At 33.5% G+C, this 26,823-nt stretch carries 25 protein-coding genes and 4 tRNA genes; 15 read left to right on the forward strand and 14 right to left on the reverse strand.

The features are described 5' to 3' along the window. The first annotated feature begins 186 nt into the window (after positions 1 to 186). The 10 genes from recA to rarD all read left to right on the forward strand — a co-directional run bounded on the left by recA (position 187) and on the right by rarD (position 7,862). Positions 187 to 1,233: a recombinase RecA gene (gene recA / locus H3S88_RS00420; protein WP_025314760.1), complete on the forward strand. Its 1,047-nt coding sequence runs from the start codon at positions 187 to 189 to the stop codon at positions 1,231 to 1,233. Continuing rightward, positions 1,233 to 1,733, forward strand: coding sequence for a regulatory protein RecX (locus tag H3S88_RS00425; RefSeq protein WP_198226468.1), 501 nt, complete (start codon positions 1,233 to 1,235; stop codon positions 1,731 to 1,733). The genes recA and H3S88_RS00425 overlap by 1 nt, the downstream gene beginning before the upstream one ends. A gap of 212 nt (positions 1,734 to 1,945) precedes the next feature. Continuing rightward, positions 1,946 to 4,579: an alanine--tRNA ligase gene (gene alaS, locus H3S88_RS00430; RefSeq protein ID WP_198226466.1), complete on the forward strand. Its 2,634-nt coding sequence runs from the start codon at positions 1,946 to 1,948 to the stop codon at positions 4,577 to 4,579. A 152-nt stretch (positions 4,580 to 4,731) separates the two neighbouring features. Then, positions 4,732 to 4,932: a carbon storage regulator CsrA gene (gene csrA / locus H3S88_RS00435; RefSeq protein WP_025314757.1), complete on the forward strand. Its 201-nt coding sequence runs from the start codon at positions 4,732 to 4,734 to the stop codon at positions 4,930 to 4,932. Between the two features lie 125 nt (positions 4,933 to 5,057). After that, positions 5,058 to 5,150, forward strand: a tRNA-Ser gene (locus tag H3S88_RS00440). 19 nt (positions 5,151 to 5,169) lie between these two features. Continuing rightward, positions 5,170 to 5,246 (forward strand) — tRNA-Arg (locus tag H3S88_RS00445). Between the two features lie 18 nt (positions 5,247 to 5,264). Beyond that, positions 5,265 to 5,341: transfer RNA gene (locus H3S88_RS00450), tRNA-Arg, on the forward strand. A 19-nt stretch (positions 5,342 to 5,360) separates the two neighbouring features. After that, a tRNA-Arg gene (locus tag H3S88_RS00455) sits at positions 5,361 to 5,437 on the forward strand. 156 nt (positions 5,438 to 5,593) lie between these two features. Next, entirely contained in the window at positions 5,594 to 6,886 is a 1,293-nt protein-coding gene (gene serS / locus H3S88_RS00460; RefSeq protein ID WP_086326723.1) for a serine--tRNA ligase, read from the forward strand. 79 nt (positions 6,887 to 6,965) lie between these two features. Continuing rightward, a complete protein-coding gene (gene rarD / locus H3S88_RS00465) occupies positions 6,966 to 7,862 on the forward strand; it encodes an EamA family transporter RarD (protein WP_144091834.1) in 897 nt (298 codons plus the stop codon). 48 nt (positions 7,863 to 7,910) lie between these two features. On the opposite strand, the gene pflA is transcribed toward rarD, so the two are convergent. The 5 genes from pflA to H3S88_RS00490 all read right to left on the reverse strand — a co-directional run bounded on the left by pflA (position 7,911) and on the right by H3S88_RS00490 (position 13,691). Further along, complete coding sequence (pflA, locus tag H3S88_RS00470; protein ID WP_039127059.1) at positions 7,911 to 8,669, reverse strand: pyruvate formate lyase 1-activating protein; 759 nt, start codon at positions 8,667 to 8,669, stop codon at positions 7,911 to 7,913. 275 nt (positions 8,670 to 8,944) lie between these two features. Continuing rightward, a complete protein-coding gene (pflB, locus tag H3S88_RS00475; RefSeq protein WP_039127042.1) occupies positions 8,945 to 11,227 on the reverse strand; it encodes a formate C-acetyltransferase in 2,283 nt (760 codons plus the stop codon). A 68-nt stretch (positions 11,228 to 11,295) separates the two neighbouring features. Further along, positions 11,296 to 12,144 (reverse strand): formate transporter FocA, encoded by an 849-nt coding sequence (gene focA, locus H3S88_RS00480; RefSeq protein ID WP_039127041.1) that lies wholly within the window; start codon positions 12,142 to 12,144, stop codon positions 11,296 to 11,298. Between the two features lie 198 nt (positions 12,145 to 12,342). Beyond that, positions 12,343 to 13,413 (reverse strand): membrane-bound lytic murein transglycosylase MltC, encoded by a 1,071-nt coding sequence (gene mltC, locus H3S88_RS00485; RefSeq protein WP_039127038.1) that lies wholly within the window; start codon positions 13,411 to 13,413, stop codon positions 12,343 to 12,345. Between the two features lie 8 nt (positions 13,414 to 13,421). Beyond that, entirely contained in the window at positions 13,422 to 13,691 is a 270-nt protein-coding gene (locus H3S88_RS00490) for an oxidative damage protection protein (protein ID WP_039127035.1), read from the reverse strand. A 216-nt stretch (positions 13,692 to 13,907) separates the two neighbouring features. Between H3S88_RS00490 and H3S88_RS00495 the strand changes: the two genes are divergently transcribed. The 3 genes from H3S88_RS00495 (at position 13,908) to H3S88_RS00505 (ending at position 16,804) form a co-directional block, all read left to right on the forward strand. Beyond that, a complete protein-coding gene (locus H3S88_RS00495) occupies positions 13,908 to 15,119 on the forward strand; it encodes an aspartate aminotransferase family protein (protein WP_039127032.1) in 1,212 nt (403 codons plus the stop codon). A gap of 67 nt (positions 15,120 to 15,186) precedes the next feature. Next, the gene (yihA, locus tag H3S88_RS00500) at positions 15,187 to 15,798 is read left to right on the forward strand and encodes a ribosome biogenesis GTP-binding protein YihA/YsxC (RefSeq protein WP_039127030.1); all 612 of its coding nucleotides are present in this window, start codon (positions 15,187 to 15,189) and stop codon (positions 15,796 to 15,798) included. Between the two features lie 16 nt (positions 15,799 to 15,814). Beyond that, complete coding sequence (locus tag H3S88_RS00505) at positions 15,815 to 16,804, forward strand: serine/threonine protein kinase (RefSeq protein WP_198226464.1); 990 nt, start codon at positions 15,815 to 15,817, stop codon at positions 16,802 to 16,804. 81 nt (positions 16,805 to 16,885) lie between these two features. Here H3S88_RS00505 and H3S88_RS00510 read toward each other — a convergent pair whose 3' ends face one another. The 9 genes from H3S88_RS00510 to H3S88_RS00550 all read right to left on the reverse strand — a co-directional run bounded on the left by H3S88_RS00510 (position 16,886) and on the right by H3S88_RS00550 (position 24,305). Further along, positions 16,886 to 17,182, reverse strand: coding sequence for a GIY-YIG nuclease family protein (locus tag H3S88_RS00510; RefSeq protein ID WP_025314747.1), 297 nt, complete (start codon positions 17,180 to 17,182; stop codon positions 16,886 to 16,888). Between the two features lie 222 nt (positions 17,183 to 17,404). Continuing rightward, a complete protein-coding gene (locus H3S88_RS00515) occupies positions 17,405 to 17,776 on the reverse strand; it encodes a hypothetical protein (protein WP_025314746.1) in 372 nt (123 codons plus the stop codon). A 74-nt stretch (positions 17,777 to 17,850) separates the two neighbouring features. Beyond that, a complete protein-coding gene (locus H3S88_RS00520) occupies positions 17,851 to 18,885 on the reverse strand; it encodes a zinc-dependent dehydrogenase (RefSeq protein ID WP_198226462.1) in 1,035 nt (344 codons plus the stop codon). 1 nt (position 18,886) lies between these two features. Then, positions 18,887 to 20,395 (reverse strand): L-fuculokinase, encoded by a 1,509-nt coding sequence (locus H3S88_RS00525; RefSeq protein WP_198226460.1) that lies wholly within the window; start codon positions 20,393 to 20,395, stop codon positions 18,887 to 18,889. Positions 20,396 to 20,585: 190 nt separating this feature from the next. Beyond that, positions 20,586 to 21,932, reverse strand: coding sequence for a PTS galactitol transporter subunit IIC (locus H3S88_RS00530; protein WP_039127019.1), 1,347 nt, complete (start codon positions 21,930 to 21,932; stop codon positions 20,586 to 20,588). A 2-nt stretch (positions 21,933 to 21,934) separates the two neighbouring features. Next, positions 21,935 to 22,222, reverse strand: a complete 288-nt coding sequence (locus H3S88_RS00535) for a PTS sugar transporter subunit IIB (RefSeq protein ID WP_025314742.1) — start codon at positions 22,220 to 22,222, stop codon at positions 21,935 to 21,937. 11 nt (positions 22,223 to 22,233) lie between these two features. Continuing rightward, positions 22,234 to 22,692: a PTS sugar transporter subunit IIA gene (locus H3S88_RS00540; protein WP_198226458.1), complete on the reverse strand. Its 459-nt coding sequence runs from the start codon at positions 22,690 to 22,692 to the stop codon at positions 22,234 to 22,236. 20 nt (positions 22,693 to 22,712) lie between these two features. Beyond that, the gene (locus H3S88_RS00545) at positions 22,713 to 23,561 is read right to left on the reverse strand and encodes a class II aldolase (protein ID WP_025314740.1); all 849 of its coding nucleotides are present in this window, start codon (positions 23,559 to 23,561) and stop codon (positions 22,713 to 22,715) included. Positions 23,562 to 23,570: 9 nt separating this feature from the next. Continuing rightward, complete coding sequence (locus H3S88_RS00550; protein ID WP_039127009.1) at positions 23,571 to 24,305, reverse strand: GntR family transcriptional regulator; 735 nt, start codon at positions 24,303 to 24,305, stop codon at positions 23,571 to 23,573. A gap of 565 nt (positions 24,306 to 24,870) precedes the next feature. On the opposite strand from H3S88_RS00550, the gene H3S88_RS00555 reads away from it, so the two are divergent. Both H3S88_RS00555 and H3S88_RS00560 read left to right on the forward strand, forming a co-directional pair. Beyond that, positions 24,871 to 25,575, forward strand: coding sequence for a lipopolysaccharide core heptose(II) kinase RfaY (locus tag H3S88_RS00555; RefSeq protein WP_039127007.1), 705 nt, complete (start codon positions 24,871 to 24,873; stop codon positions 25,573 to 25,575). A gap of 184 nt (positions 25,576 to 25,759) precedes the next feature. After that, complete coding sequence (locus H3S88_RS00560) at positions 25,760 to 26,347, forward strand: hypothetical protein (protein WP_086327326.1); 588 nt, start codon at positions 25,760 to 25,762, stop codon at positions 26,345 to 26,347. The last annotated feature ends 476 nt before the right edge of the window (positions 26,348 to 26,823 follow it).

Below are 26,823 nucleotides of genomic sequence, written 5' to 3' on the forward strand. Positions count from 1 at the left end.
TTGAATATTATCGTTTCGTCACCATTTGTTACAATCAATTAGACGATAACCAGTAATATTTTGAAAAAAATTGTGAAGCATTTCCCATTATTAACTAAATGATTATTGGATATAAAAAAAACTTGATACTGTATAACAATACAGTATAATGTATATCAATATACTAACTCATTGGAATTTTATAATATGAACGAAAACAAACAACGAGCACTTTCAGCTGCATTAAGTCAAATAGAAAAACAATTTGGTAAAGGTTCTATTATGCGTTTAGGGGATACCCAAACGTTAGATGTTGATTCTGTCTCTACTGGATCTTTAGGACTCGATATTGCATTAGGTATTGGCGGCTTACCAATGGGTCGAATCGTTGAAATTTTTGGACCAGAATCATCAGGTAAGACAACATTAACTTTATCAGTTATCGCCCAAGCGCAAAAAGAAGGTAAAACATGCGCATTTATTGATGCTGAACATGCTTTAGATCCAATTTATGCGGCTAAATTAGGTGTGCAAGTTGATGATCTATTAGTTTCTCAGCCTGATACTGGTGAACAGGCACTTGAAATTTGTGATGCCTTAGTTCGTTCTGGTGCTGTTGATGTTATTATTGTTGACTCAGTAGCGGCATTAACACCTAAAGCAGAAATTGAAGGCGAAATGGGCGATTCACATATGGGATTACAAGCTCGCTTAATGTCACAAGCTTTACGTAAATTAACTGCAAATATTAAAAATGCTAACTGCTTAGTGGTATTTATTAACCAAATTCGTATGAAAATTGGTGTAATGTTTGGTAATCCAGAGACAACTACTGGCGGTAATGCACTTAAATTCTATGCATCTGTTCGTTTAGATATTCGACGCATTGGCGCAGTAAAAGAAGGTGAAGATGTCATTGGTAGTGATACACGTGTAAAAGTAGTGAAAAATAAAGTTGCTGCACCATTTAGACAAGCTGAATTCCAGATTCTTTACGGTTGTGGTATTTCTAAAGAAGGTGAATTGATTGATCTAGGTGTTAAACATAAATTAGTTGATAAAGCAGGTGCTTGGTATAGCTACAATGGCGAAAAAGTTGGTCAAGGCAAAGCGAATTCAATCAAATTTTTACAAGAACATCCAGAAATAGCCAAAGAGCTTGAAACAAAACTACGTGATTTATTATTAAATAGTCCTGCCGTTTTTGCTGCGGATGACGTAGATACTACATCGGAAGATGAAAGCTTTGAATAATGGACAAAAAACTCAATAAATTAATCTTAAATAAAGCTGTGCAATTACTTGCACAGCGCGATCATTCATCCTACGAACTAACGAATAAAATCATCCAATTTTTTACAAAGAAAATAAAATGTTCAGAGGATGAATACTATGAGCAATTAAACCAACTTAGAATAGAAACCGCTGATGTAATTCAATATTGTACAAATCAAAATTGGATGAACGATACACAATATATTGAAAAATATATTGTTATGCGTGCTAATAAAGGTTATGGAAGATATAAAATTGCTATGGAATTAAAACAACGCGGTCTATCCACTGACTTAATCCATGAACTTTTACGTATATTAGATATAAATTGGTCGTATAATGCCCATAAGCAATTATTAAAAAAATTTAAACAAGTTAATGTTAAAAATATCTCGGAAAAACAGAAAGTAATGCAATTTTTAGTTACTCGAGGTTATACTCAAGACGATATAAAAGATGTGTATAATTTATTGACTTAAATTTTGATAATATCTAAAATACACGAGAATTAAATTATTCAATACCCATTAGTTAAGCTCACTAAATCAATTTATTTTTCCTTTTATTTGCATGTAATATTAGCTAGATCAACTGTATTATAAAGAATATTTTACTTTTCTTTACTTTTCAACTTTAGTTGTAACAGGTATATTACTATGTTTAAAAATTTATCGTTTATATGGATGCCTAAATGAAAAGCACTGCAGAAATTCGTCAAACTTTTCTTGACTTTTTCAATAGCAAAGGACATGAAATTGTAGCAAGTAGTTCCCTTGTTCCTCATAATGACCCAACGCTATTATTTACCAACGCTGGAATGAATCAGTTCAAGGATGTATTTCTAGGGATAGAAAAACGTCCTTATACCAGAGCAACAACGGCACAACGCTGTGTTCGCGCTGGCGGTAAACACAATGATTTGGATAATGTGGGTTATACTGCTCGACATCATACTTTTTTTGAAATGTTAGGAAACTTTAGTTTCGGTGACTATTTTAAACATGATGCGATTCATTTTGCTTGGGAGCTATTAACCAGTGAAAAATGGTTTAATCTTCCTAAAGAAAAATTAACCGTCACTGTTTATGAAACAGATGATGAAGCATACGCAATTTGGGAAAAAGAAATTGGTATACCCAAAGAACGTATCGTGCGTATTGGTGACAACAAAGGGGCTCCCTATGCTTCAGATAACTTCTGGCAAATGGGTGATACAGGACCATGTGGACCGTGTACAGAAATTTTTTATGATCATGGTGATCATATTTGGGGAGGACCTCCAGGCAGCGCAGAAGAAGACGGTGACCGATTCATTGAAATTTGGAACATTGTCTTTATGCAGTTTAATCGTCATCCTGATGGCACAATGGAACCATTACCTAAGCCATCAGTCGATACGGGTATGGGCTTAGAAAGAATTGCAGCTGTTTTACAACATGTTGATTCCAATTATGAAATTGATTTATTTAAGAAATTAATTCATGATGCAGCACAAGTAATTCAAACGAAAGATTTAGAAAGTAAATCTTTACGTGTTATTGCTGACCATATTCGTTCTTGTGCATTTTTAATTTCTGATGGTGTATTGCCTTCTAATGAAGGTCGTGGCTATGTTTTACGTCGCATTATTCGACGGGCTGTGCGTCATGGACATATGTTAGGTGCTAAAGAAATATTCTTCTACAAATTAGTTAAACCTCTCATTGATGTAATGGGTAGTGCAGCAGTTGAATTAGCGAAAAATCAAAAAATAGTTGAAGACGCACTTAAACTTGAAGAAGAGCAATTCTTAAAAACATTGGAACGAGGATTATTTTTACTTGATCAAGAATTGATTAAAATTACCGATTCGGTATTGCCTGGTGATGTTGCATTTAAACTTTACGATACGTTTGGTTTTCCATTAGATTTAACCGCAGATGTATGTCGCGAAAAAAATATCACCATTGATGAAGATGGATTTAATCAATGCATGGAAGAACAACGTAAACGTGCTCGTGAATCAAGTACTTTTAGTGTTGACTATAGCAATGTGATTAAACTTGATGATAAAACCGAATTTTTAGGTTATCAAGCTACCGAAGCATCAGGGAAAGTAATTGCCATTTTCCAAAATGGTCAAAAAGTAGAAAATGTCAATGCTGGTGATGAAGCGATTATCATCTTAGATAAGACACCATTTTATGGAGAATCAGGTGGACAAATTGGTGATAAAGGTTTATTAACTTCTGCAAACGCCGAATTTACTGTTTTAGATAGCCAAAAATATGGCAAAAGTATTGGTCATATCGGTAACCTTGTTAAAGGTTCCCTTAAAGTTGGTGATTTAGTAACAGCGGCAATTGATGTTGAGTTAAGAGAACGTATTAGACGCAATCATTCAGCAACCCATTTATTACAAGCTGCATTACAACGAATTTTAGGTAACCATGTTCATCAAAAAGGTTCTTTAGTGAATGACAGCTATCTGCGTTTTGATTTTTCGCATAATCAAAGCATCACACAAGAACAAATTGTTGAAATTGAAAATCTAGTTAACCAGCAAATTCGTTGTAATCTACCTGTTGACGTTGAACTGATGCCAATAGATGAAGCTAGAAATAAAGGGGCAATGGCACTATTTGGTGAAAAATACGAAGATATTGTTCGTGTTCTAACTATGGGCGATTTCTCAATTGAATTATGTGGTGGTACTCATGTAAATAGAACGGGCGATATAGGTTTATTTAAAATAATATCTGAATCAAGCATCGCTTCTGGAGTTCGCCGTATTGAGGCAACCTCTGGGCAAAATGCGATGGATTTTATACACCATGAAGCAAATTTATTAAGCCAAATTGCACAATTGGTTAAAAGCGATAAATCAGCAGTTTTAGTTCGTGTAGAGCAGTTGCTCGAACAAACTAAACTACTTGAAAAAAACATCGAGCAATTAAAGGCGCAAAAAGCTAGCCAACAAAGCGCACAATTAATTAATCAATGTGAAAAAATCAATAATAAAAATTTACTAATTGCTAAACTTGATAATGTCGAGGCAAAAGTATTACGTACTATGATTGATGATCTTAAAAATCAATTAAAAACAGGAGTAATTATTTTGGCTGCTGTTAATGATGACAAAATCAATTTAGCCGCTGGCGTAACAAATGATTTAATCAATGTTGTCAAAGCTGGTGAATTAGTTTCCCAATTAGCATTAAAAGTAGGTGGTAAAGGCGGTGGGCGGCCTGATTTCGCCCAAGCAGGTGGAATGGATCTGTCAGCATTACCAGAAGCATTGTCTTCAATGAAAAAGGAAATCAGTAATAAATTACAAGCAAGTTAGCCAGTTATATTCTAATATTGGTTAATAAGATATTTATTAATCGAATATTTGAATATTTCTGTAAAATTCCGTCTTTCTGTCCTATTGATGGGGGGCTGACGAAGCTATATCTTAAAATTGTGATGTATACTTAACTGATATTAGGAGATCTAATGTTAATTTTAACTAGGAGAGTAGGTGAAACACTAATTATTGGTGATGATGTTGTTATTACTATTCTTGGCGTGAAGGGTAATCAAGTCAGAATCGGTATTAATGCACCTAAAGAAGTCTCAATTCATCGAGAAGAGATATACAATAGAATTCATCAATCTCAGAACAAAAATGATGAATTGCCCGAGCCCAAAGAGTAATTTTGGGCACGAAATAAACAACTAGCACGCGTAAGCAAAAAAATGTTTGACTTATTTTTTGTAAAACGTAATATGTGCGCCACGACATTATGATTTTGTTGTTCAAGCAAAGTCATAATGTTTTTGGTGAGATGGCCGAGAGGCTGAAGGCGCTCCCCTGCTAAGGGAGTATGCGGTCAAAAGCTGCATCGAGGGTTCGAATCCCTCTCTCACCGCCATTTTAAAAAATTAAAATATGCATCCGTAGCTCAGCTGGATAGAGTACCCGGCTACGAACCGGGCGGTCAGGGGTTCGAATCCCTTCGGATGCACCATTTTAACAAATTCAAAATGCATCCGTAGCTCAGCTGGATAGAGTACCCGGCTACGAACCGGGCGGTCAGGGGTTCGAATCCCTTCGGATGCACCATTTTTTTACGAACTTACACGCATCCGTAGCTCAGCTGGATAGAGCACTCGGCTTCGAACCGAGCGGTCAGGGGTTCGAATCCCTTCGGGTGCGCCATTGCGGTTGAATCCCGATATAATTCTAGTATACTAAGCTCACAAAATTTAATATCTATAATCAATCTACTTTTTGATTTATATGTTTTGTTAACTATATTAGAATAACTGTTAAAGTAGAAAGATATTTCCTTATTAATGAGAATGGACGTTATTTATGTTGGATCCGAATTTACTCCGAAATGAATTAAATGTTGTCGCTAAAAAGTTAGCTCGTCGTGGATTTAAATTAGATGTTGATACTATTAGTCAACTAGAAGAAAAACGCAAAGTACTGCAAGTTGAAACTGAAAGCTTACAAGCACAGCGTAATGCTCGTTCTAAAGCTATTGGTGAAGCTAAAGCTCGAGGCGAAGACATTACAGCCGTACGTGAAGAAGTTAATAAACTCGGTGAAAAACTGAATAATGCTAAAGCTGAGCTTGAAATCTTACTAACTAAAATTAAAGATATCACCTCTACTATTCCGAATATTCCTGATGACTCTGTACCTGATGGTAAAGACGAAAACGACAATGTCGAAGTTTCTCGCTTTGGAACCCCAAGAACATTTGACTTTCCAATCCAAGATCATGTTGCATTAGGCGAACGTTTTGGAGGATTAGACTTTGCTGCAGGTGTAAAACTAACTGGCGCACGTTTTGTTGTTATGAAGTCACAGATAGCCCGCCTACATCGTGCTATCACACAATTTATGTTAGATCTTCACACAGAACAGCATGGTTATGCTGAAATTTATGTGCCCTATCTTGTCAATCAAGCCACTTTATTCGGTACAGGACAATTACCAAAATTTGCAGGTGACTTATTTCACACAAAACCACTAGATGAAGAATCAGAAAGCAGTAATTACGCGCTTATTCCAACTGCTGAAGTACCCGTAACCAATTTGGTTCGTGACGAAATTATTGATGAAAGCGCGTTACCTATGAAAATGACTGCACATACTCCATGTTTCCGTTCTGAAGCGGGTTCTTATGGTAAAGATACTCGCGGTTTAATCCGTATGCATCAATTTGACAAAGTAGAACTGGTGCAAATTGTTAAACCAGAAGAATCTATGAAAGCTTTAGAAGAGTTAACCGCACATGCAGAAAAAGTATTACAATTACTAGAATTACCGTATCGTAAAATTGTATTATGTACAGGTGATATGGGCTTTGGTTCCTGTAAAACATATGATCTTGAAGTGTGGGTACCGGCTCAAAATACTTACCGTGAAATTTCTTCTTGCTCTAATATGTGGGATTTCCAAGCACGCCGTATGCAAGCGCGTTATCGCAATAAAGCTGATAATAAAACTTATTTAGTACATACGTTAAATGGCTCTGGTTTAGCTGTAGGACGCACGTTAGTTGCAATTATGGAAAACTATCAGCAAGCAGATGGAACAATTAGAATTCCATCCGTATTAGTACCTTATATGAATGGTGTTGAGGTAATTGGATAAATAAAATTTATTCCACTACATTACATATAGATAATAGCGCTAATCATTAGCGCTATTTTTTATTAACAAAGGTGAAAGAATGATAAAGGGCGTTGCGCTTTCAATATTTGCATCATGTCTTTTTGGTTTACTCTATTACTACCCTGTTCTATTACAACCATTGTCAGTTGTTGATATTTTTTGTTGGCGATTATTAACCTCCTTTCCCGCAATAATTATACTAATTATTGTCGAAAAACAGTGGTCAGCTATTATCAATTTATTTATGCGAATTAAACAACAGCCACTGATTTTAATTGGTCTAATATTTTCTTCATTTCTGTTGACCATCCAAATGTTAATTTTTATTTGGGCTCCGATCAATGGACATGGATTATCAGCTTCATTAGGCTACTTTTTACTGCCATTAACGATGGTCATTTTCGGGCAAATATTTTATAAAGAAAAGCTAAGTATTTTTCAAAAAATAGCAGTCGTGCTCGCCAGCATAGGTGTTGTTTTGGAAATTTATATAACTGGCGCTTTTTCGTGGGAAACAGCCGTTATTGCATTGGGTTACCCAATTTACTTTATGACGCGCCGTAAATTGCAAATAGAGGGCATTTCAGGGACATTTTCCGATTTCTTTTTTATCTTTGTAGGCTGTCTTATTTATTTTATTTTACACTATTCCTTTAATCAGGTTATAAGTGACTTATCTCACTTTCATATTTTTATTCCAATGCTCGGTATCATTACTGCCATTGCTTTTGCCATGTATTTTGTTGCTAGACGGTTATTACCGCTTGGTTTATTTGGATTACTGGGATACGTAGAGCCAGTACTGCTAACTCTTGTTTCGGTGTTATTTTTGCATGAATCGGTATCTAAAGAGCACATCGTTCCATATGGGCTTATTTGGTTATCCGTTTGTGTTTTGGCTTTAGAAGGTGGTATTTATCTATTACGTGCGGTAAAGCGCAAAAAATTAAAATAAATGCAAATAAGGCACCATTATAGGTGCCTATTAAGTGTCGATAGCTTATTACTTACTGAATGTTACTGGTTGACCATAACTTTCTATAATCGCTTGGATTCTATCAAGTGTTTCACGAGGAGGCGCTTCTACTCCTTGTAATTTGTATTCATCCCCCATGGTATCCCATTTATAAGCGCCCATCTTATGATAAGGAAGTAGTTCCACTCGTTCAATATTATCCATACCTTCAATAAACTTACCCAGTAAATGTGCTGAGTCGTCGTCGTCCGTCCATCCAGGAACCACTACGTAACGGATCCAAGTCCGTTTATTAATTTTTTGTAGATGTTTGGCAAATTCAAGAACACGTTTATTAGGTACTCCGACAAGTTTTTGATGGATTTCATCATTGACTTGTTTCAAGTCAAGCATCACTAAGTCTGTGACATCTAAAAGATCATCAACCGTTTGGTCTAACTGTCTAGCATAACCATTAGTATCTAAACACGTACTGATGCCTTCTTCATGGCAGGCTTTAAACCATTCAGTGATAAATTCAGATTGTAAGGTAGCTTCGCCACCTGATGCTGTAACACCACCGCCATTAGGCATGATAAAACTTTTATAAGAAACAATTTCTTTCATCAGTTCTTCAACAGTGACTTCTCGCCCAGCTTTTAAATCCCAAGTGTCACGATTATGGCAGTACAAACAGCGCATTAAACAGCCTTGAAAAAAAACAATGAAGCGAATTCCAGGACCATCAACAGTACCAAAGGATTCAAAAGAATGAATACGACCTTTTATAGGTAGTTTCGTTGTCATAATAATGTTTTGTTCCATAAATATTCTCTAATAATTACTCACATTGCTTTTTGCTTTATATTTTAATTCTTATTCTAACTCAGATAATACTTTGCATACACCAATTGCATTAATTGATATGTTTTGTTTTTGACTAAATTATACAAAAAACAACCATATTTAATAATGCTTGCTGTACTACAATTTTGTTAACTTTAAAACAGCTATTTTTGCTACTTAATAAAAAAATAGCGCCTTAAAGGCGCTATTTAAGTTTAGTTTTTCAGTTAACCAAATTACATTGATTGAGTGAAAGTACGTGTAATAACGTCTTTTTGTTGCTCTTTAGTTAATGAATTGAAACGCACTGCATATCCAGATACACGAATTGTTAATTGTGGATATTTTTCAGGGTGTTCCATCGCATCTAATAATGTTTCACGGTTTAATACGTTAACATTTAAATGCTGACCACCTTCAACAGTAGCTTCATGATGGAAATAACCATCCATTAAACCTGCTAGGTTACGTTTACGTGCATCATCATCTTTACCTAAAGCATTTGGAACGATAGAGAAAGTATATGAAATACCATCTTTAGCGTAAGCAAACGGAAGTTTAGCAACAGATGTTAATGAAGCAACCGCACCTTTTTGGTCACGTCCGTGCATTGGGTTAGCACCTGGTCCGAATGGAGCACCAGCGCGACGACCATCTGGAGTATTACCAGTTTTCTTACCATATACAACGTTTGAAGTAATGGTTAATACTGATTGAGTAGGAATTGCATTACGATAAGTTTTAAGTTTTTGAATTTTCTTCATGAAACGTTCAACTAAATCAACAGCAATATCATCTACACGCGGATCATTGTTACCGAATTGTGGATATTCACCTTCGATTTCAAAATCAGTTGCTAAACCATCTTCATCACGGATCGTTTTCACTTTCGCATATTTAATTGCAGATAATGAGTCAGCTGCAACAGATAGACCAGCAATACCACAAGCCATAGTACGAATAACATCACGGTCATGTAACGCCATTAATGATGCTTCATAGCTATATTTGTCGTGCATATAGTGAATAGCATTTAAAGCTGTCACGTATTGTTTTGCTAACCAATCCATAAAGTGATCTAAACGAGCGAACACTTTATCAAAATCAAGATATTCGTCAGTGATTGGATCTTCTTTAGGACCAACTTGCATTTTTAATTTTTCATCCACACCGCCGTTGATTGCGTATAGAAGAGTTTTTGCAAGGTTAGCACGAGCACCGAAGAATTGCATTTGTTTACCGACAATCATTGGGCTTACACAACACGCAATTGCATAGTCATCGTTGTTAAAGTCTGGACGCATTAAATCATCATTTTCATATTGTAATGATGAAGTATCAATTGATACTTTAGATGCGAATTCTTTAAATCCACTTGGTAAGTGTTCTGACCAAAGGATAGTCATGTTTGGTTCTGGTGATGGACCCATTGTATATAAAGTATTTAAGAAACGGAAAGAAGTCTTAGTTACTAATGTACGGCCATCAATACCCATACCAGCGATAGATTCAGTTGCCCAAATTGGATCACCAGAGAATAATTCATCATATTCAGGTGTACGTAAGAAACGAACCATACGTAATTTCATCACGAAATGGTCAACAATTTCTTGTGCTTCTTGCTCAGTGATTAGACCTGCTTCTAAATCACGTTGGAAATAAATATCAAAGAAAGTCGAAGTACGACCTAATGACATTGCTGCACCATTTTGAGATTTAACTGCAGCTAAGTAACCAAAATAGGTCCATTGAACAGCTTCTTGTGCCGTTGTAGCTGGAGCTGAAATATCAAAACCATATTTTGCAGCCATTTCTTTAATTTGACCAAGTGCACGATGTTGCTCAGCAATTTCTTCACGACGTTGCATGGTCATTGGTAAATCAACACCATTTTCAAAGTCAGCTTGTAAAGAAGTGAATTGAGCAAATTTATCTTGCATTAAGTAATCAATACCGTAAAGTGCCACACGACGGTAGTCACCAATGATACGACCACGGCCGTACGCATCAGGAAGACCAGTAATAACACCTGATTTACGACAACGAAGGATATCTGGAGTATAAATATCAAACACACCTTGGTTGTGGGTTTTACGATATTCAGTAAAGATTTTTTTGACTAATGGATCTAAAGTTCTATCGTAAGCTTTACAAGAGTTTTCAATCATCTTGATACCACCAAACGGGATAATAGCTCGTTTTAATGGTTTTTCAGTTTGTAAACCAACAATCTTCTCTAAATCCTTTTCGATATAACCCGCATCATGAGCAGTGATAGTAGAGATTACACTTGTATCAAAATCAACTGGTGTATGAGTGGAGTTTTCAAATTTGATGCCTTCCATCACTTTGTCCCACAATTTAGTGGTAGCATCGGTAGCGCCAGCTAAGAAAGATTCATCACCCTCATAAGGTGTGTAATTTGTTTGAATGAAATCACGAACATTGACATTATTTTGCCAATCACCTTCTTTAAATCCTTTCCAAGCCTTTGCTTGTACTTCGTTTAAATTACTCATAATTATTAACCTCAGGTTTACAAAAATACCTATTTATCCTCTCCAATATGAGGATAAATATCTTAAAATCAATGTGGTTTACGTAAATATAAAGCCCAATATGGTAGCGCAACAGCTAACCCACCTAAAATATTCCCAATTGTTACAGGAATTAGATTATTTAGAATAAAATGCTCTACAGTTAGATCTTTAAATGTATCTGGTGATACCCCTACTGCAGTCCAAAACTCAGGAGATGCAAAATTATTAATCACAATTCCCATAGGGATCATAAACATATTTGCAATGCTATGTTCAAAACCGCTAGCAACAAACATTGCTACAGGTAAAACCATAATTAACATTTTATCAAGTAAGCTACGTCCAGCATAACTTAACCAAGCTGCCAAACAAACCATCAAATTAGCCAATAAACCAAGAAAGACGGCTTCAATAAAAGTATGGTGTAACTTATGATCCGCTGTTTGCAGGACATTTAATCCCCACAATCCATTAGCAACCATATATTGACCAGAAAACCAAATAACTGTTACAAACAGTATAGCACCAATAAAGTTACCAACATAGACTAAAATCCAATTACGGATCATTTTCTTCCACGTAACTTTATGAGTCATTTTAGGTAATATCGTTAATACCGTTGAAGTAAACAGATCAGCTCCACAACAAACAACCAACATTAATCCTAATGAGAAACAGATGCCACCAACTAGTTTGGCTAAACCAAAAGCAACAGTTGCGGTGCCAGTTGTTACGGTAATATAAAATACGAAAGCAATAGAGATAAACACACCTGCAATAATAGCAGATAAAATCGTACTACATGGGTGTTTACTTAATTTGTAGTTGCCAAGGTCTTCGGCAATTTGTGTCATTTGTGCGGGGGAATATGAATCCACAAGTTTATCGGTACTCAAACTAACATCCTCAAAAAAACTAGGGTTTTATGAGACGCATAGTATACTCAAAATTTGAAGTAGATCACGTTTTTTTTATTAAAAAATTTTTAAACCACAAAAATCTTATTTTTTTAAAGATATTACTGCCGATAAAACTATAATTTCATTCTTGGTTCCTTATCTTATCAGTGATAGCTATTATTAGATAACATAATGTTATCTGTTATCTAATATATTACTTACTTTTATCAAATAGTTACGTGATTCTTGAGAAACATGTGATGTGACTAATTTTCGAAAAACTTGTTGTGGTGTCATTGAATTTATAATATCAATTGCGCGATCACGATCATTAGAAAACGTACGCAATACACTACCTGCCCCACCATTATAAGAAGTAATCATTGCATACCTTAAAGATACAGGATTATTAATACCTGCCAAATATTTCGTTTTTAATAATGATAAATAAGCGGTACCCATATCGACATTATTACGAGGATCAAGTAAATATTTCCTCGTTGGTTCTCCTGATTTACCACGTAATTGGAAAATATCACGTCCTGCAGTATGCTGCTGAACTTGCATTAACCCAAGCGCATCCGAGCGACTTACCGCATAAGGGTTAAAAGCAGACTCGACTTCCATAATTGCTAAAATTAAACGCTCATCAATGAAATAGCGGTTTGAAGCTTCCGTCACCAATGGTAAGAATTTTCTTGCTCGTTCATTAATGTGATTCGGAACCAATTTAATTTCCACATAAGTAATGCTGTGCATGCCCGATGGGCGAATTTTCAAGTTATTAGCCAGCACATAATCAGCAAAATTATTCGCTCGACCACTCCAACGAATAGGTTGCCGTTCTTGGTCTAATACTTGATTGTATAAGAAAGGCTCTTGTGACAAATCTTGACTAATTTTATCATGACGTATGATATCGACAGGTTCGGGCATTAGTAATGTTGAAACTATCGCTTCTTTTAACGATTCTATGGGAGAATCAGACAAAGTTTCAATTGTTATCACACCAGAAACAAAGTTGATATGAACTCGAGTTTGTAAATTATCCTCATACTGAACATAATCTTTTGGGCCAGCGATAAGGACTTCCTGAGGCCCCCAAATTTCTTCTATATTATTCGCATATTGACCAATTAAAATATTGAAAGCATTAGTGTCTTTAATATAAAAATCTTCATTATTCTTAGATGAATTACCACCTGAACATCCATTTAAAAGGCTCATTGCTATAAACAACGTAATGATCTTTTTATTGTTTTTCATGTTATACCTCAGTTTTGGGGTTTATATCCATCAATAACAACTTCTTCACCTTCAAATAAAAATTTAATCATTTCTGCTTCAATCTGTTTACGATGCTCTGGATTCATCATATTAAGTTTATTTTCGTTAATTAACATGGTTTGCTTTTTGAGCCATTCTTGCCATGCAGGCTTTGATATTTCATTGAAAATACGTTTACCAAGTTCACCAGGATAAAGCTGAAAATCTAAACCGTCTGCTTCTTTTTTTAAATAATGGCAATAAATAATACGACTCATTTTTAACTCTTTTAGATGCAATTAACCAACAGAATTCGATTATACCTGAAAATAATTAAAGAAAATAAGTAAATTATTGAATATGTTTTGAATTTAAAAATTTTTTACAGATGAATATTAATTCATTATATTTGAATAATTATTTACTTTACTCTGCTATTAATTAGCATAAAATAAATGGTAATTTATTCAATAAAAACAGATAAGGATTTAACAATGCAGCCAAAGATCACACGCCAACTATTTGATAAGATCATTTTACCCGTTTATGCGCCAGCCCAATTTATACCAGTTAAAGGGAAAGGTAGCCGAGTATGGGATCAAAATGGTGAAGAATATATTGATTTTGCTGGTGGTATTGCAGTCAATGCCCTTGGTCATTGCCATCCTAGACTAGTTAAAGCATTGCATGAACAAAGTGAAAAAATATGGCATGTTAGTAATGTTTTCACCAATGAGCCAGCCTTAAATTTAGCACAAAAACTTATTGATAATACTTTTGCTGATCGCATCTTTTTTGCCAATTCTGGAGCAGAAGCAAATGAGGCGGCTTTCAAATTGGCTCGCTATTATGCTATTGAAAAATACAATCCTTATAAAACTAAAATTATCGCCTTTCATCAATCTTTTCATGGACGAACATTTTTTACAGTCTCTGTCGGTGGTCAAGCTAAATATTCAGATGGTTTCGGTCCAAAACCTGCTGACATTATCCATGTTCCATTTAATAATCTGGATGCAGTAAAAGCAGTGATAGACGATCATACCTGTGCCGTTGTGCTAGAACCTGTACAAGGTGAAGGTGGATTAACCTGCGCATCACTTGAGTTTTTACAAGGTGTTCGCGAACTTTGTGATAAATATCATGCCTTACTCATTTTTGACGAGGTTCAATGTGGAATGGGCCGAACTGGAAGCTTATATACTTATCAACAATATGGTGTAACACCTGATATTTTGACTTCTGCCAAAGCGCTTGGGGGTGGATTTCCAATTAGTGCTATGTTAACAACAGAAGACATTGCTACAGTAATGCATCCCGGCGTCCATGGTACAACTTATGGCGGTAATCCTTTGGCCTGTGCAGTTGGTTGTGAAGCATTCGATATCATTAACACCGCAGAGGTTTTAGAGGGGGTACAAAAACGTCGTGCAATCTTCATTGAGCATCTTGAAAACATTAATGATAAATTTAGAGTATTTCGAGAATATCGGGGTAAAGGTCTATTATTAGGGGCAGAGTTACAACCAGAATTCCACCATAAAGCCCGTGATTTTTTAAATGTTGCAACAGAATTTAAAGTGATGATATTAAATGCAGGGCCAAATGTGTTGCGTTTCACGCCATCGTTAATTATTTCGGAAGAAGAGATTCGAGAAGGCATGATGCGATTTACAAAAGCAGTCGAAAAAGTTGTCAATGCTTGAGTTTTTCTATACAGTAGCGGCATTTAAATCAATTAAGTGCCGTTAAAGCATTTAAAGGATACTTTTTATGACTGATATTCGTCCATTAAATTATGCAAAAACACATTTTATTTTAAGTGCTCCAGATATTTCTCATTTACCCAGTGATAGTGGTGTAGAGGTAGCATTTGCTGGTCGATCTAATGCAGGTAAATCCAGCGCACTCAACACATTAACTAACCAGAAGTCTTTAGCTCGTACGAGTAAAACACCTGGGCGAACCCAATTAATCAATCTTTTTGAGGTAGAAAAAAATTGCCGTTTAGTGGATTTACCGGGTTATGGCTATGCCCAAGTTCCTGAAGCGATAAAACGCCAATGGCAAAAATCGCTAGGAGAATATTTACAAAAACGCGAAAGTTTATTGGGGCTAGTTGTTTTAATGGACATAAGACATCCTTTAAAAGATTTAGATCAACAGATGATTCAATGGGCAGTTTCGGTTGAAATTCCAGTCATGTTGTTACTGACTAAAGCGGATAAACTTGCCTCTGGTGCTGTTAAGAAGCAAGTTAATATGGTAAAAGAAGCCATTTTACCTTTCCAAGGTGATATTACTGTTGCACCATTTTCATCACCTAAACGAGTTGGACTTGAAGCATTAAAACAAAAACTAGATGAATGGTTTAATCAACAGTAACTAGAGGAATCATTCAATGGATAGTTCAGCATTTTCATTTCAATTATTATCACCCGATCTTATTGTCGAGAGTTTGGCTTCAATTGGCATTTATATAGATTCGGGTTTAACGGCTTTAAATAGTTATGAAAATCGCGTCTATCAATTTCACGATGAAGAACATAAACGTTATGTTGCAAAATTTTATCGTCCTCATCGTTGGAGTCGAGAACAAATACTTGAAGAACACCAATTTACTGAACAATTATACCGTGCTGATATTCCTGTAGTGTCGCCACTCGTAATCAATAATAAGACATTACATGAATATCAAGGCTATCTATTCGCTTTATTTCCTAGTTTGGGTGGTAGACCCTATGAAATGGATAATCCAAATCAAATGGAATCGGTAGGTACGATGATTGGTCGTATACATCAAATTGGTGCAACTGAAACTTTTTCATACCGCCCAACTATTGGACTTGAGGAATATGTTTATCGCCCGCAAGAGATCTTATTATCCTCAACCTATATTCCCAATAGCATTCAACTCGATCTCAAAACAGTATTGAGCAAGCTGATCAAAACGATTGAACAATATTGGCATAATGATTGGCAACCAATACGATTACATGCTGATTGCCATGCTGGTAATATTTTGTGGCGTGATGATAATGCTATATTCTTAGATTTTGATGATTCTCGTAATGGCCCAGCAATTCAAGATCTTTGGATGTTGCTCTATGGTAATCAACAAGAACAACGCCTACAGTTAGATGAACTGCTTGAATTGTATCAAGAGTTTTATGATTTCGATAAAGAACAACTTAAATTGATTGAGCCTTTACGAGCAATGCGAATAATTCATCATCTGGCATGGATTATTGGGCGTTGGCAAGATCCAGCCTTTCCTATTGCCTTTCCATGGATAACTGATATTGATTTTTGGAAACGACAACTATCTGAATTCAACCAACAGATAAATGCCCTTAAAGCGCCACCATTACAATTGATGTCGATATTCTAAATATTAACTGATAAAGTAAATAATAAATCCAAATAGATTGCGGTTATAAATCCAAAACTTTGCATAAAATTAATTAGTCGATTATTGATTGAGTAATGTTAATAAATTAGTTAAGTCTGGAGAGTTTGCAACCAATTGTTCTTTTTTCAGCTTGGAAAGTTGCTTTATACGATACTCTAATTTTAAAGCGGTAGACCTGTCGCCAACTTTTATTTGATAAACAACATAAATATCTTTATGACCTTTTAGATATTTAGCGCCACGACCATTTTGATGCTGCTGTAACCGCCTAGATACATCTGTTGTGATTCCAGTATACAATGATTGGTTAGATGTTCTAATAATATATAAAAACCATGTTACAGCGTTATTTTGCATAATAATATTTTTTATAACTAAGATACAAATTGGGTATGATAACACTGATTGTGTATAAATATATTTTTATATGCTTTAGTTATTAACTTAATCCGATGTATTTCTTTTAAAAGAAGTCGAGAAGTTTACAAACATTATTAAAATTATTGTAGTTGATTCAAATCTGTTGAACCATGGCTGATAAAGCAAAAATTGATATTTTTCAGTCTAGAAAAATCATTATTAATTGTTTTTAGTAGAAAAATATTTTTTTAGACTAATTGATTTAGTGACATAAATAAAAAGTGAAAAATAGATTAGAAAGTAGATCATGTTATTACTAGTTCCTATTTCTTGGTAAGACAGATAAGTAATTTCTGCCATAGTGGTAATTAAGCAAAGAACAAAATAATAAGATAGAAAAATCGGTGCTTTAGTATTTTTTTTAATGATTAAATTGATTAAAAATACGATAGAAGACAATATCACTAAATAGAGTAACGTTGACAAAATATCAAATTGATATTCAGTAAAATTTAAATATAAAGCATAACTAATAGAAAAAAAGTTAAACAATAATACTGTTAAAATCAGAATAATCGGTATCTTTTTCATCGGTGCTACCTTACTTTAAATTTTACTCATTTCATAATTTCAAAAGTCTAGTAAATATAAATAATAATACTGTTCTAAACTTCAGCTTTAATAATAACTTTTAATACTGGCTGCTCAGGATTCGTTGATATATCAATAGTTTCGCTCAATTTTTTTAATGGATAAACATGGGTTATCATCTCTTCTGTGTTGAGTTTCCTTTTTTCAAGCAGATCTAACGCTTCTGGAAACTCATACGGTGTAACGGAATAGGTTCCAATAATGGATATCTCATCTTTGAAAAAACGACTGACATCAAGTGTGACTAATTTATTTTTATCAAATCCTGAAAATACAATTATTTTACCAGCTCTTCTCACCATATTAACAGCATCTGCAACTAAAGAGGAAACACCAGCAGCAATAACTATTACATCGACACCTTGACCATCAGTGATTTTATTCACCTCATCTTTAATATTTTTTTCCTTAATATTTATTGCATAATCACAACCAACTTTTAGTGCTTTTTGTAATTTAAATTCTGACATATCACTGACAATCACTTTATTGGCGCCTTTAATCTTGGCTAATTGAGCATGTAATATCCCAATTGTTCCTGCTCCCATGATTAAAACACTATCATTTGGTCTAATATCTGCTTGCTTTAATCCATGTAAACAACAGGCAATAGGTTCGATTAATGTAGCTTCTTCATCGGTTACATTATTTGAAACTTTATGAGTTAAATGGTTCAAATGTAATTTAGGGATACGAATAAACTCAGCAAATCCACCGGGATCGATATTATTGGTTCTAAATTGTTCACAAATCGTATAGTGTCCTTTATTACAATAGTGACAAGTAAAACAAGGGACATGTATAGCAGTGATCACTCTATCCCCTATCTCAAACTTGCTAACATTTTTACCTTTTTTGACAATTTCACCGACAACTTCATGTCCTAAAACTGTAGGTTTATTGACTGAATCACCACGAATCTTTTGAATATCAGTACCGCATAAACCACATGCAAGCATTTTTATTAATACTTCATTATCGGAAATTTCAGGAATAGGAAGATCTTCTGTTCTTAAATCATTTTGCTTATAACACACTGACGCTTTCATTTTAATTACCCTTTTTTCGATGGAATTCTAATTGAGTTTTTAAATCATAAAATGGTTGATAATAGTTATTAAATACTTGGTCATAATATTGCGTTATTTGTTGATTAGGCATATATCTGACTATTTGATTTTCAAATTGATTATCAATATCTTTATCTAAATAATGATTTTGATACCCCGCTAACATAACTGCCCCTTTACATACGGCTTCTTTGATATTACAAGATACTATTTCTCTTCCAAGAATATCGGCCTTTAACTGCAACCAAACTGGATTTTTTGCAGCTGCTCCTATCACTTTTATTATTGGATGATGAGTAGAAGTTAGTTTCTCAATAGTTATAAGTATATTTTTTAGTTCAAAACATAATCCCTGAAAAATAGCCAACAATGTGTCTTGTAAAGAGCTGTTTTCAGCAAAACCATACCATAAGCCTTTAGAATCAATATTACGTTTCGGAGGGCCACTACCACGTAAATGTGGAATGAAAATATTTAACTTCTGCTTTATATAGTTAATATCGGAGAGTTTATTAAATAGTGATTCGATAAGTAGATCAAAATCTTCATTACTTACACAATAAGTCCGTTTAAACCATTCAATACTATATCCAGCCGAAGGAAGAGATGCATAAAGAGTATATAAATCATCAATTACATATTGACCGTTTGACAAATGACTGTTTAAAAAGCTTTTATCAAAATTAGCTTGTTTAAGTAAAAGCAACAATCCTTCAGTAGTACCAGTCGAATTAAGTATTTCTCCTGATTTAAGTCTAGCGGCTATAGAACCACACATATGATCATGACCACCAATTGATACATAAATAGGCTGACTACAATTAAGTTTACTTGCTAATGATGACTTTAATTTCTCAATATTTTTACCTGATTGAACAAAATCAGAAAATAAGTTATTAATTTTAAAAATTGACGAAATTTTTTCTGACCAACAATGGTTTTTTAAATCATAAACCAAGGTTCTTGATGCTAATGAAGGTTCAGCTTTTTTAACATCAGTTAATTTATATGCAATATATTCGGCTATGCATAACCATTTAACTTTATTTAGGTTAATATCACAGTTTTCTTTTATCCATAAAATTTTAGTTAAACTATAATTACTATGAATAGGAATACCTGTAATGGTATAAAGTTCGTCATCACTAAATTTTGTATTAATATCCGCGAGATTATTTTTTGTCCTTGTGTCATACCATGTGATAGCAGGACCTACAACATCTCCTTTTTCATCAATAAGAACACCAGACTCACCCACACTAGCAATCGCAATATTTTTTACTTGTTCAGGATCAGAAAGTGAGCCAATTATCTCAATTATCCCTTTTTCTAATTGATTGTATAACTCTGTAATATCAAAATCAGAACCATATTTTGTGATTACTTTTGGTGTAACAAAAGAAAAGCTATTTACTAGTTTTAAAGATGGCAATTCAAAAACACACAATTTACAATTTGTCGTCCCAATATCAACGCCAATTGAATACATATTAACCTCCTTATTTACTCTTTTTGTCTATTATTTTCAAGCAAATCAAATGTACACCCAAAATAAAAAATTCAATTTATTTATATATTTGAAACAACTTATCTTTAAAAAAATTGTAGCTTTCCCTATTCAGATAAGTTAACTTATCTGATTTAATACATTGATTAATAATATGGGTGTACGTTATTTTTTAGGCTATATCCCAAGATTTCTTTGTATGACGATACAATATGAAACAAGTCACAAATATTATTGGAATTAAAGCTAGAGCAATATAATTTCCTTCAAATACTTTGACTGCCCAAAAACGATAAGGATTGCCACCATCTAATAGACTTGAAAATTCACCGTCGGTTTTTACTGGAAAATTAATACTTTTTGCAATATTGGTAATAATTGGTGCTACAGATGAAGCAACATAAAGATTAGCAATTAAACAAGGTATACCTATGATAAATGATCTGACGATATTACCACGACAAGCTAATACCACCATTGATATAGGCACCCAAATATTTGTTAAATCACCTAATGGTAATAGTCGGTTGCCAGGTAAAATAATTGATAAAATCAAGCCGACAGGAATTAATAATAATGCAGTGGAAAGTACGGACGGATGACCAACAGCAACAGCAATATCCAAGCCGATGTATAAGTTTTTTCTGTTAGGAAACTTTTTATTCAAAAATTGTTTTACCGCATCAGACAATGGCAATAATCCTTCCATTAACAATTTAACCATTCTCGGCATAATTAACATTACAGCACCAAGATTGATAGCTAAATTTAAAATACCTTTAACATCATAACCTGCTGCAATTCCTATTGCCCCTCCTATCACAAATCCAATCATCATCGGCTCGCCAAATATACCAAATCTTTTTTGAATAGTTTCGGGATCAGCATGTAATTTTTGCAATCCTGGTATTTTATCTAATATTAGATTGCCTAATACACCGATAGGAAAGAAAATGACAGAAGAAAGTGTCGGTAATGATATACCCGGTAATTCAAAATATTTTTGAATCATAGGGGCACACCAATCAGCAAGAATAAAGGTTATTACTGCAGTTATGCCTGCTATAATTAACCCATACATAAAACTACCAGTACTGCTGTAAACTAATGCACCAACAAAGGTAAAATGCCAAAAATTCCACAAATCAATATCAACTGTTTTAGTCCAATTTAGGGTTAACATTACAATATTAATAATAATGGTCATTGGTATTACAAAAGGTGCAATCGGAGATGCCCAAGCAATTGCTGCCAATGGAGGCCATCCCAAATCGATTACTGGTAAATGAATTCCTGCATGTTCAACTAAGTCCGAGGTGGCACTGCCTAGGCTCGTACCCAATAGGTCGAAGATAACAAAAATACCAACAAAACCCATACCAATGGTTAATGATGAACGAATTGCCCGACCTATCTTTACACCTAAACAAAGTGCCATAATAAAGATCACAACAGGCAACATGACGGTCGGACCAAATCCTAATATGTATTGAACAACTTCCAGTAGTTTGTCAGCCATAATCAATCCCCTTTCAAAATCCTAACGATTTCGGCCAGGACATCTTCTTCACCTATTGTAGTGATTAAAGGTACTCCATTGATAATTGGTGTTTTTTCTAACTTATAGGATACTTTAGAAGTCACAATAATTAAGTCAGCCATACCATCTTGAGATTGAACCGTTGCCACATCTGACTGAATGTTTTCGACTTCAATTCCGTGTTCAGCACAATAATTTTTGACTTTTTCCGTTGCAATAGTTGAAGTAGCAATACCGCTAGTACAGGCAAAAATAATTCTTTTTTTCATAATGATGCTCCTTATTTCAAAATATCTTTTAAAATATTTTTAATTTCAAATTTGTTATTACTTTCAACTATCTTTTGCAAAATCATGTCATTGCTGAACGATGATGCTAATTTCATTAAAAAAGTTAAATGTGTATCGGATTGTTTAAGTAACAATCCAAATATAATATTGACGGGTAGATCCTCATCAGTCTCTGCATTTTTAAAAATAATGCCTTCTTTACTGGTTACAACAAACATGCCATCTTTTTTAACAAATTCGCAGTCTACATGAGGGATAGCAACATTTAGTGTTTTCAACTTAAATCCTGTAGGATGTTCATTTTCCCTTTGAATAACTTTTTCTAAATATTGCTCAGTCACATAATTGTTATCTAATAATTCATGACTTATAGATTTAAACATATCTTCTCGACTTGAAAAGTTTTTGTTTAAAAATATAATATTGTCATCCAATTGTTCTAATTCCATAATGACCACCTATTTTTATTTTAATGATGGATGTTTAATAAATTCATAGATAATATTTTGTTGTAAACTACTTGCTGAACATCACCTTTTGCTTTAAGTAGAACTTTAATAAGATTGTATTCATTATTATTAGCAACATATTGTTTACCAATTGAACTAATATAAGCTCTACGCAAATCACCACCAATATTAAGTTTGACTACATTATATTGACTAATTTTTTGTAAAGTTTGATCATCAATTCCTGAACCTCCATGAATAACTAGTGAGACTGGCGATATATCAGATAATTTACCCAGTAAATCAAAATCAATTTTCGGTTGTTGTTCAAATCCATGAACATTACCAACTGATACGGCAAGTGTTGCACAGCCAGTTCTTTTCACGAACTCAAGGACTTGATTAGGATCTGTTTTACGATCCGCTTCATTAACCTCATCATCTTCTTTTCCAGTAATAGCACCTAATTCAGCTTCTACAGGGATATTATATCCACCACAAAAGTCGACAACTTTTTTCGTCAATTGAATATTTTCTTCAAAAGGTAAATGAGAACCATCAATCATAATTGAGGTAAACCCAGCTTCAACGGCTTGCCTTACATCCTCAAAAGTTTTTCCATGATCTAAATGTAAACAAAAGGGTGTTTTCATCGTACTAGCTCGATTACGTACCATATCTACAATATATTTGTAACCAGATAACACAATGTTTGTTGGTGCAATTTGAACCATACTTGGAATATTACTTTCCTCAATTGCATCTAATATGGCTAATGTTGTTTCCAAATTTGTTGTATTAAATGCGCCAGCTAAAGTTTTCTGTTTTTTAGCTTCACCTATTAAAGTATACCCATTGACTAATGCCATAATTTACTCCTACTTTCGTCTAAGTGTTGTCCCCAAGTAGTTAACATTTGACTTTAACCATACATTACCAAATTCAATTGGCTGACCATCATCAAAGTAAACTAATTGTTCTAAATGAAGAACTGGAGATATATCGCTAATATTTAATATATCTGCGCGTTCTTTTCCTACCACTCGGGCTGAATATCGACAATCCGAGTGATCTATCTTTTTATGACTAATCCGCTCTAATTCACTAAATAAACTATATTTTGTAAAATCCACATGCTCTATTTCTGGACATAAAGACAAATTGATTCTATTTTCTATAAACATAATTTTTTCGCCATTAACGCTTCTTACCCGTTCCATATAAAAAATGTTCGAATTAACTGGAACTTGTAATTTTCCACTAATATATTCGTTTGCTCTTTCAACTCTTTTAGTAATAACTTCGGTAGTGAACTTAACATGTTGCATCTCTAACGATTCTGCAAATGACTGTAAACCATAGCCTAATTGATAGGAGATATTTTCAGCTTTTACATAAGTTCCTTTTCCTTGAATTTGTTCTAAAACAGATTCATTAATCAATAATTCAACCGCTTTTCTAACTGTGCCTCGACTAACAGAAAGTATGCTCATAATCTCATTTTCTGAAGGAATTCTATCTCCAGCTTTCAAATCATTACGATATATCTGATTTCTTATCCACTCTTTCACTTGTACGTAAAGTGGTGTGCTAGAAAATTTGTTTATATTCATTGGTTACCCCAAAATATTGGTTAAGTTAAATATACATCCATAGACAACTATGTACAACTATGGACAACCTGTTTTTAAACAAAATGTGAACTTAATCACATTTTATTGTTAATTGATAATATTCAGAACATGGATAGCATTTAGCTATCCATCTAATAAAAAATAATTTGTAACTAAATAACAATATAGAATTGTTGAAGAAATATCTTTTTTTTGCAAATGAAAAGTATCAATTTTGACAAAAATTAAAAACAAATTTATTATGAATCATTAACAAAGCCAACACTTTTAAGTTTATGCAAAAATCAATGACTCATATCTCCATTTAGAAGATTTAGATGATTGGGTATCAGACTAGACCAATAGACTATTAATAATTGGTTCTTTATTTTGTCAATTTATATATCTTTTTCTATTAACTTTAAGGAGTAGAATTGAAAATTACTCATTGATCTCTATTGTTTGTCCTAATTCGTATCTTCTTAAAAATTGACAGTTTCATTTACTTTAAGCTTGATAGTGTTTAAGATAAACCAATTTTTTGATGTATCTTGGGACTTAAAATTTGAATAACTTTGCAAACATTATTGAAATTGAACGCGGCGATATGAAGTTCGCTTATGTAGAAAATAATGAAATAAATTATTTAGAACTTTTTGATCAGTTTTTAGCGGAAGAAGGACATCATGAGTTACTTGATCCCAGCGATAAATTAGAACGATATACTTATCTAATTAATCATAATCAAAGCAAATTTATTTTTAAAATTGATGGTGGAGTAGAAGAACGTTTAGAGCGTCGAATTATTGCTAAAATTACAGGTGATTTTTATTTCAATTTAATTCATAAGTTAGCAAAAATTTCACTTGATAAATGCGACATCGCTTATGAGCTGTATTTGGTCGCATTTGATAAAAAAACCAAACGTCACTATATGATATTCAATTTTGTTGAAGGTCGTTCCTTGAAATGGGAAGAAATGAATAAATATGGCGATCAAGTAAAGGATTGTATTGAAAAATTACATAGTTATAATTTGGTTTCGAATGACGTACATGGTGGTAATTTTATTTTAACGCCAGAAGGAAAGATTAAAGCAATTGATTTGACCAATTCGGGCTTTATTTGGTTAACTAAGGCCAATGATGCTATCGAGCTAAAAGAACGTTTCAATATCAAAATTAAAGTACCCGTTATGGCAATGGCAATTAAAAAATTTACTCACGGATTTAAAAAATTATCTCGTAAATTACGAGGTAAAGAAGTCTAATATAACAAATGAGAGAAATTTTATTTCTCTCACATTTCTAATTTGCACTTTAACAGTATATCTTATTGAATTAATATCAATAAACGTTCTATTTTTGATTAATAGTCTTATTCCTTATGCAAACACTAGCAAATCAATACGTAAACAGCTAGAATTAATTAGCTTATCCTAAAAAGGGCGTTACATGAAAAAGTTACTTGGAATTTTTACAATATTTGCTTTGCTAACTGGCTGTACATCTCAAAAAATGATGTCAATTTATCAAACTGAAGGAGTAGAAATTGGTCAAAACTCGTCAGGAATAGATATATTGAAGAAATATAGTACATCAAGACCTATCACCATACTTCGCTCTTCATTATCACTCTGCATCGCTCAAGAACTTGATAATAGTCCTGTAGTACTTACTAATGAAAATTATTATGGTTCAAATTGGTGGTCTTATTACAATATGAATAATCATCAATCAATTACTGTCAGTGGTGGTGACACAATAAAACTTGTTGAAGGTAATAATGTTGTTGCTAATGCTGTAACGGATTATCAATATTACTCAAAATATTTTATAAGTTATACTTTAACGACTACTCGTAATAAAAATGGTATTAATTACCTATTTAGTAATATTAAGCAAGCTCAGCAATATACTGGCTCATCAATAAATGATGGATTTGAGTATATCAAAACGGTTGAAAGAGCTCATCCAGACTTGGTTATTGAGGCTCTAAATAAAGAAGTAGATAAAATTCAGGAGTGTTTAGTACGCCAATAAGATTGCCGTAATGTATAAAATTCTGTAAAAAAGTTTGAGGTTAAGCATACGTTTGAGTATATTTTATTTAATTATGTAATTGTTTTTAGTAAAAAATAAAATCATTCAATACAATATATTGTTAGTATAATTATTATTGTTGTAGATTATACTTACTTTCCATTGTAAATCAGATGACACCAATATCAATCCCTCCCTCTTATTAAAGTTCTTGTTACTTTATTTAAGGAATCTTTAGCATCATGATTGTTGTTATGCTATTGCGAATTTAAATAACATTAAGAATGTAGTTTATAGTAATGCCATCATTTAAATAATATAACTGTTTAACAAATTCATCGCCGACTTGAATATTACAATAATTAATCTAACAGTCGAATTATTAAAATTTAATGATAATGACTAAATTATTATTGATAATGGTCATTATTATTATATTATTTATGGGTAAATATTCATCATTTAATAAAAAAGGA

This window comes from Gilliamella sp. B14448G11 (assembly GCF_016101765.1).
Classification (GTDB): Bacteria; Pseudomonadota; Gammaproteobacteria; order Enterobacterales; family Orbaceae; genus Gilliamella; species Gilliamella apicola_N.

Excerpts from the sequence above, each read along its gene's own strand:
- H3S88_RS00560 (WP_086327326.1), top strand. The coding sequence starts at position 25,760 with ATGAAAAAGTTACTTGGAATTTTTACAATATTTGCTTTGCTAACTGGC.
- mltC (WP_039127038.1), bottom strand. The coding sequence starts at position 13,413 with ATGAAAAACAATAAAAAGATCATTACGTTGTTTATAGCAATGAGCCTT.
- alaS (WP_198226466.1), top strand. The coding sequence starts at position 1,946 with ATGAAAAGCACTGCAGAAATTCGTCAAACTTTTCTTGACTTTTTCAAT.
- pflA (WP_039127059.1), bottom strand. The coding sequence starts at position 8,669 with ATGACAACGAAACTACCTATAAAAGGTCGTATTCATTCTTTTGAATCC.
- H3S88_RS00535 (WP_025314742.1), bottom strand. The coding sequence starts at position 22,222 with ATGAAAAAAAGAATTATTTTTGCCTGTACTAGCGGTATTGCTACTTCA.
- H3S88_RS00530 (WP_039127019.1), bottom strand. The coding sequence starts at position 21,932 with ATGGCTGACAAACTACTGGAAGTTGTTCAATACATATTAGGATTTGGT.
- H3S88_RS00520 (WP_198226462.1), bottom strand. The coding sequence starts at position 18,885 with ATGAAAGCGTCAGTGTGTTATAAGCAAAATGATTTAAGAACAGAAGAT.
- H3S88_RS00540 (WP_198226458.1), bottom strand. The coding sequence starts at position 22,692 with ATGGAATTAGAACAATTGGATGACAATATTATATTTTTAAACAAAAAC.
- H3S88_RS00525 (WP_198226460.1), bottom strand. The coding sequence starts at position 20,395 with ATGTATTCAATTGGCGTTGATATTGGGACGACAAATTGTAAATTGTGT.
- H3S88_RS00490 (WP_039127035.1), bottom strand. The coding sequence starts at position 13,691 with ATGAGTCGTATTATTTATTGCCATTATTTAAAAAAAGAAGCAGACGGT.
- H3S88_RS00550 (WP_039127009.1), bottom strand. The coding sequence starts at position 24,305 with ATGAATATAAACAAATTTTCTAGCACACCACTTTACGTACAAGTGAAA.
- H3S88_RS00495 (WP_039127032.1), top strand. The coding sequence starts at position 13,908 with ATGCAGCCAAAGATCACACGCCAACTATTTGATAAGATCATTTTACCC.
- pflB (WP_039127042.1), bottom strand. The coding sequence starts at position 11,227 with ATGAGTAATTTAAACGAAGTACAAGCAAAGGCTTGGAAAGGATTTAAA.
- H3S88_RS00545 (WP_025314740.1), bottom strand. The coding sequence starts at position 23,561 with ATGGCATTAGTCAATGGGTATACTTTAATAGGTGAAGCTAAAAAACAG.
- rarD (WP_144091834.1), top strand. The coding sequence starts at position 6,966 with ATGATAAAGGGCGTTGCGCTTTCAATATTTGCATCATGTCTTTTTGGT.
- recA (WP_025314760.1), top strand. The coding sequence starts at position 187 with ATGAACGAAAACAAACAACGAGCACTTTCAGCTGCATTAAGTCAAATA.
- H3S88_RS00505 (WP_198226464.1), top strand. The coding sequence starts at position 15,815 with ATGGATAGTTCAGCATTTTCATTTCAATTATTATCACCCGATCTTATT.
- H3S88_RS00510 (WP_025314747.1), bottom strand. The coding sequence starts at position 17,182 with ATGCAAAATAACGCTGTAACATGGTTTTTATATATTATTAGAACATCT.
- H3S88_RS00425 (WP_198226468.1), top strand. The coding sequence starts at position 1,233 with ATGGACAAAAAACTCAATAAATTAATCTTAAATAAAGCTGTGCAATTA.
- yihA (WP_039127030.1), top strand. The coding sequence starts at position 15,187 with ATGACTGATATTCGTCCATTAAATTATGCAAAAACACATTTTATTTTA.
- csrA (WP_025314757.1), top strand. The coding sequence starts at position 4,732 with ATGTTAATTTTAACTAGGAGAGTAGGTGAAACACTAATTATTGGTGAT.
- H3S88_RS00515 (WP_025314746.1), bottom strand. The coding sequence starts at position 17,776 with ATGAAAAAGATACCGATTATTCTGATTTTAACAGTATTATTGTTTAAC.
- serS (WP_086326723.1), top strand. The coding sequence starts at position 5,594 with ATGTTGGATCCGAATTTACTCCGAAATGAATTAAATGTTGTCGCTAAA.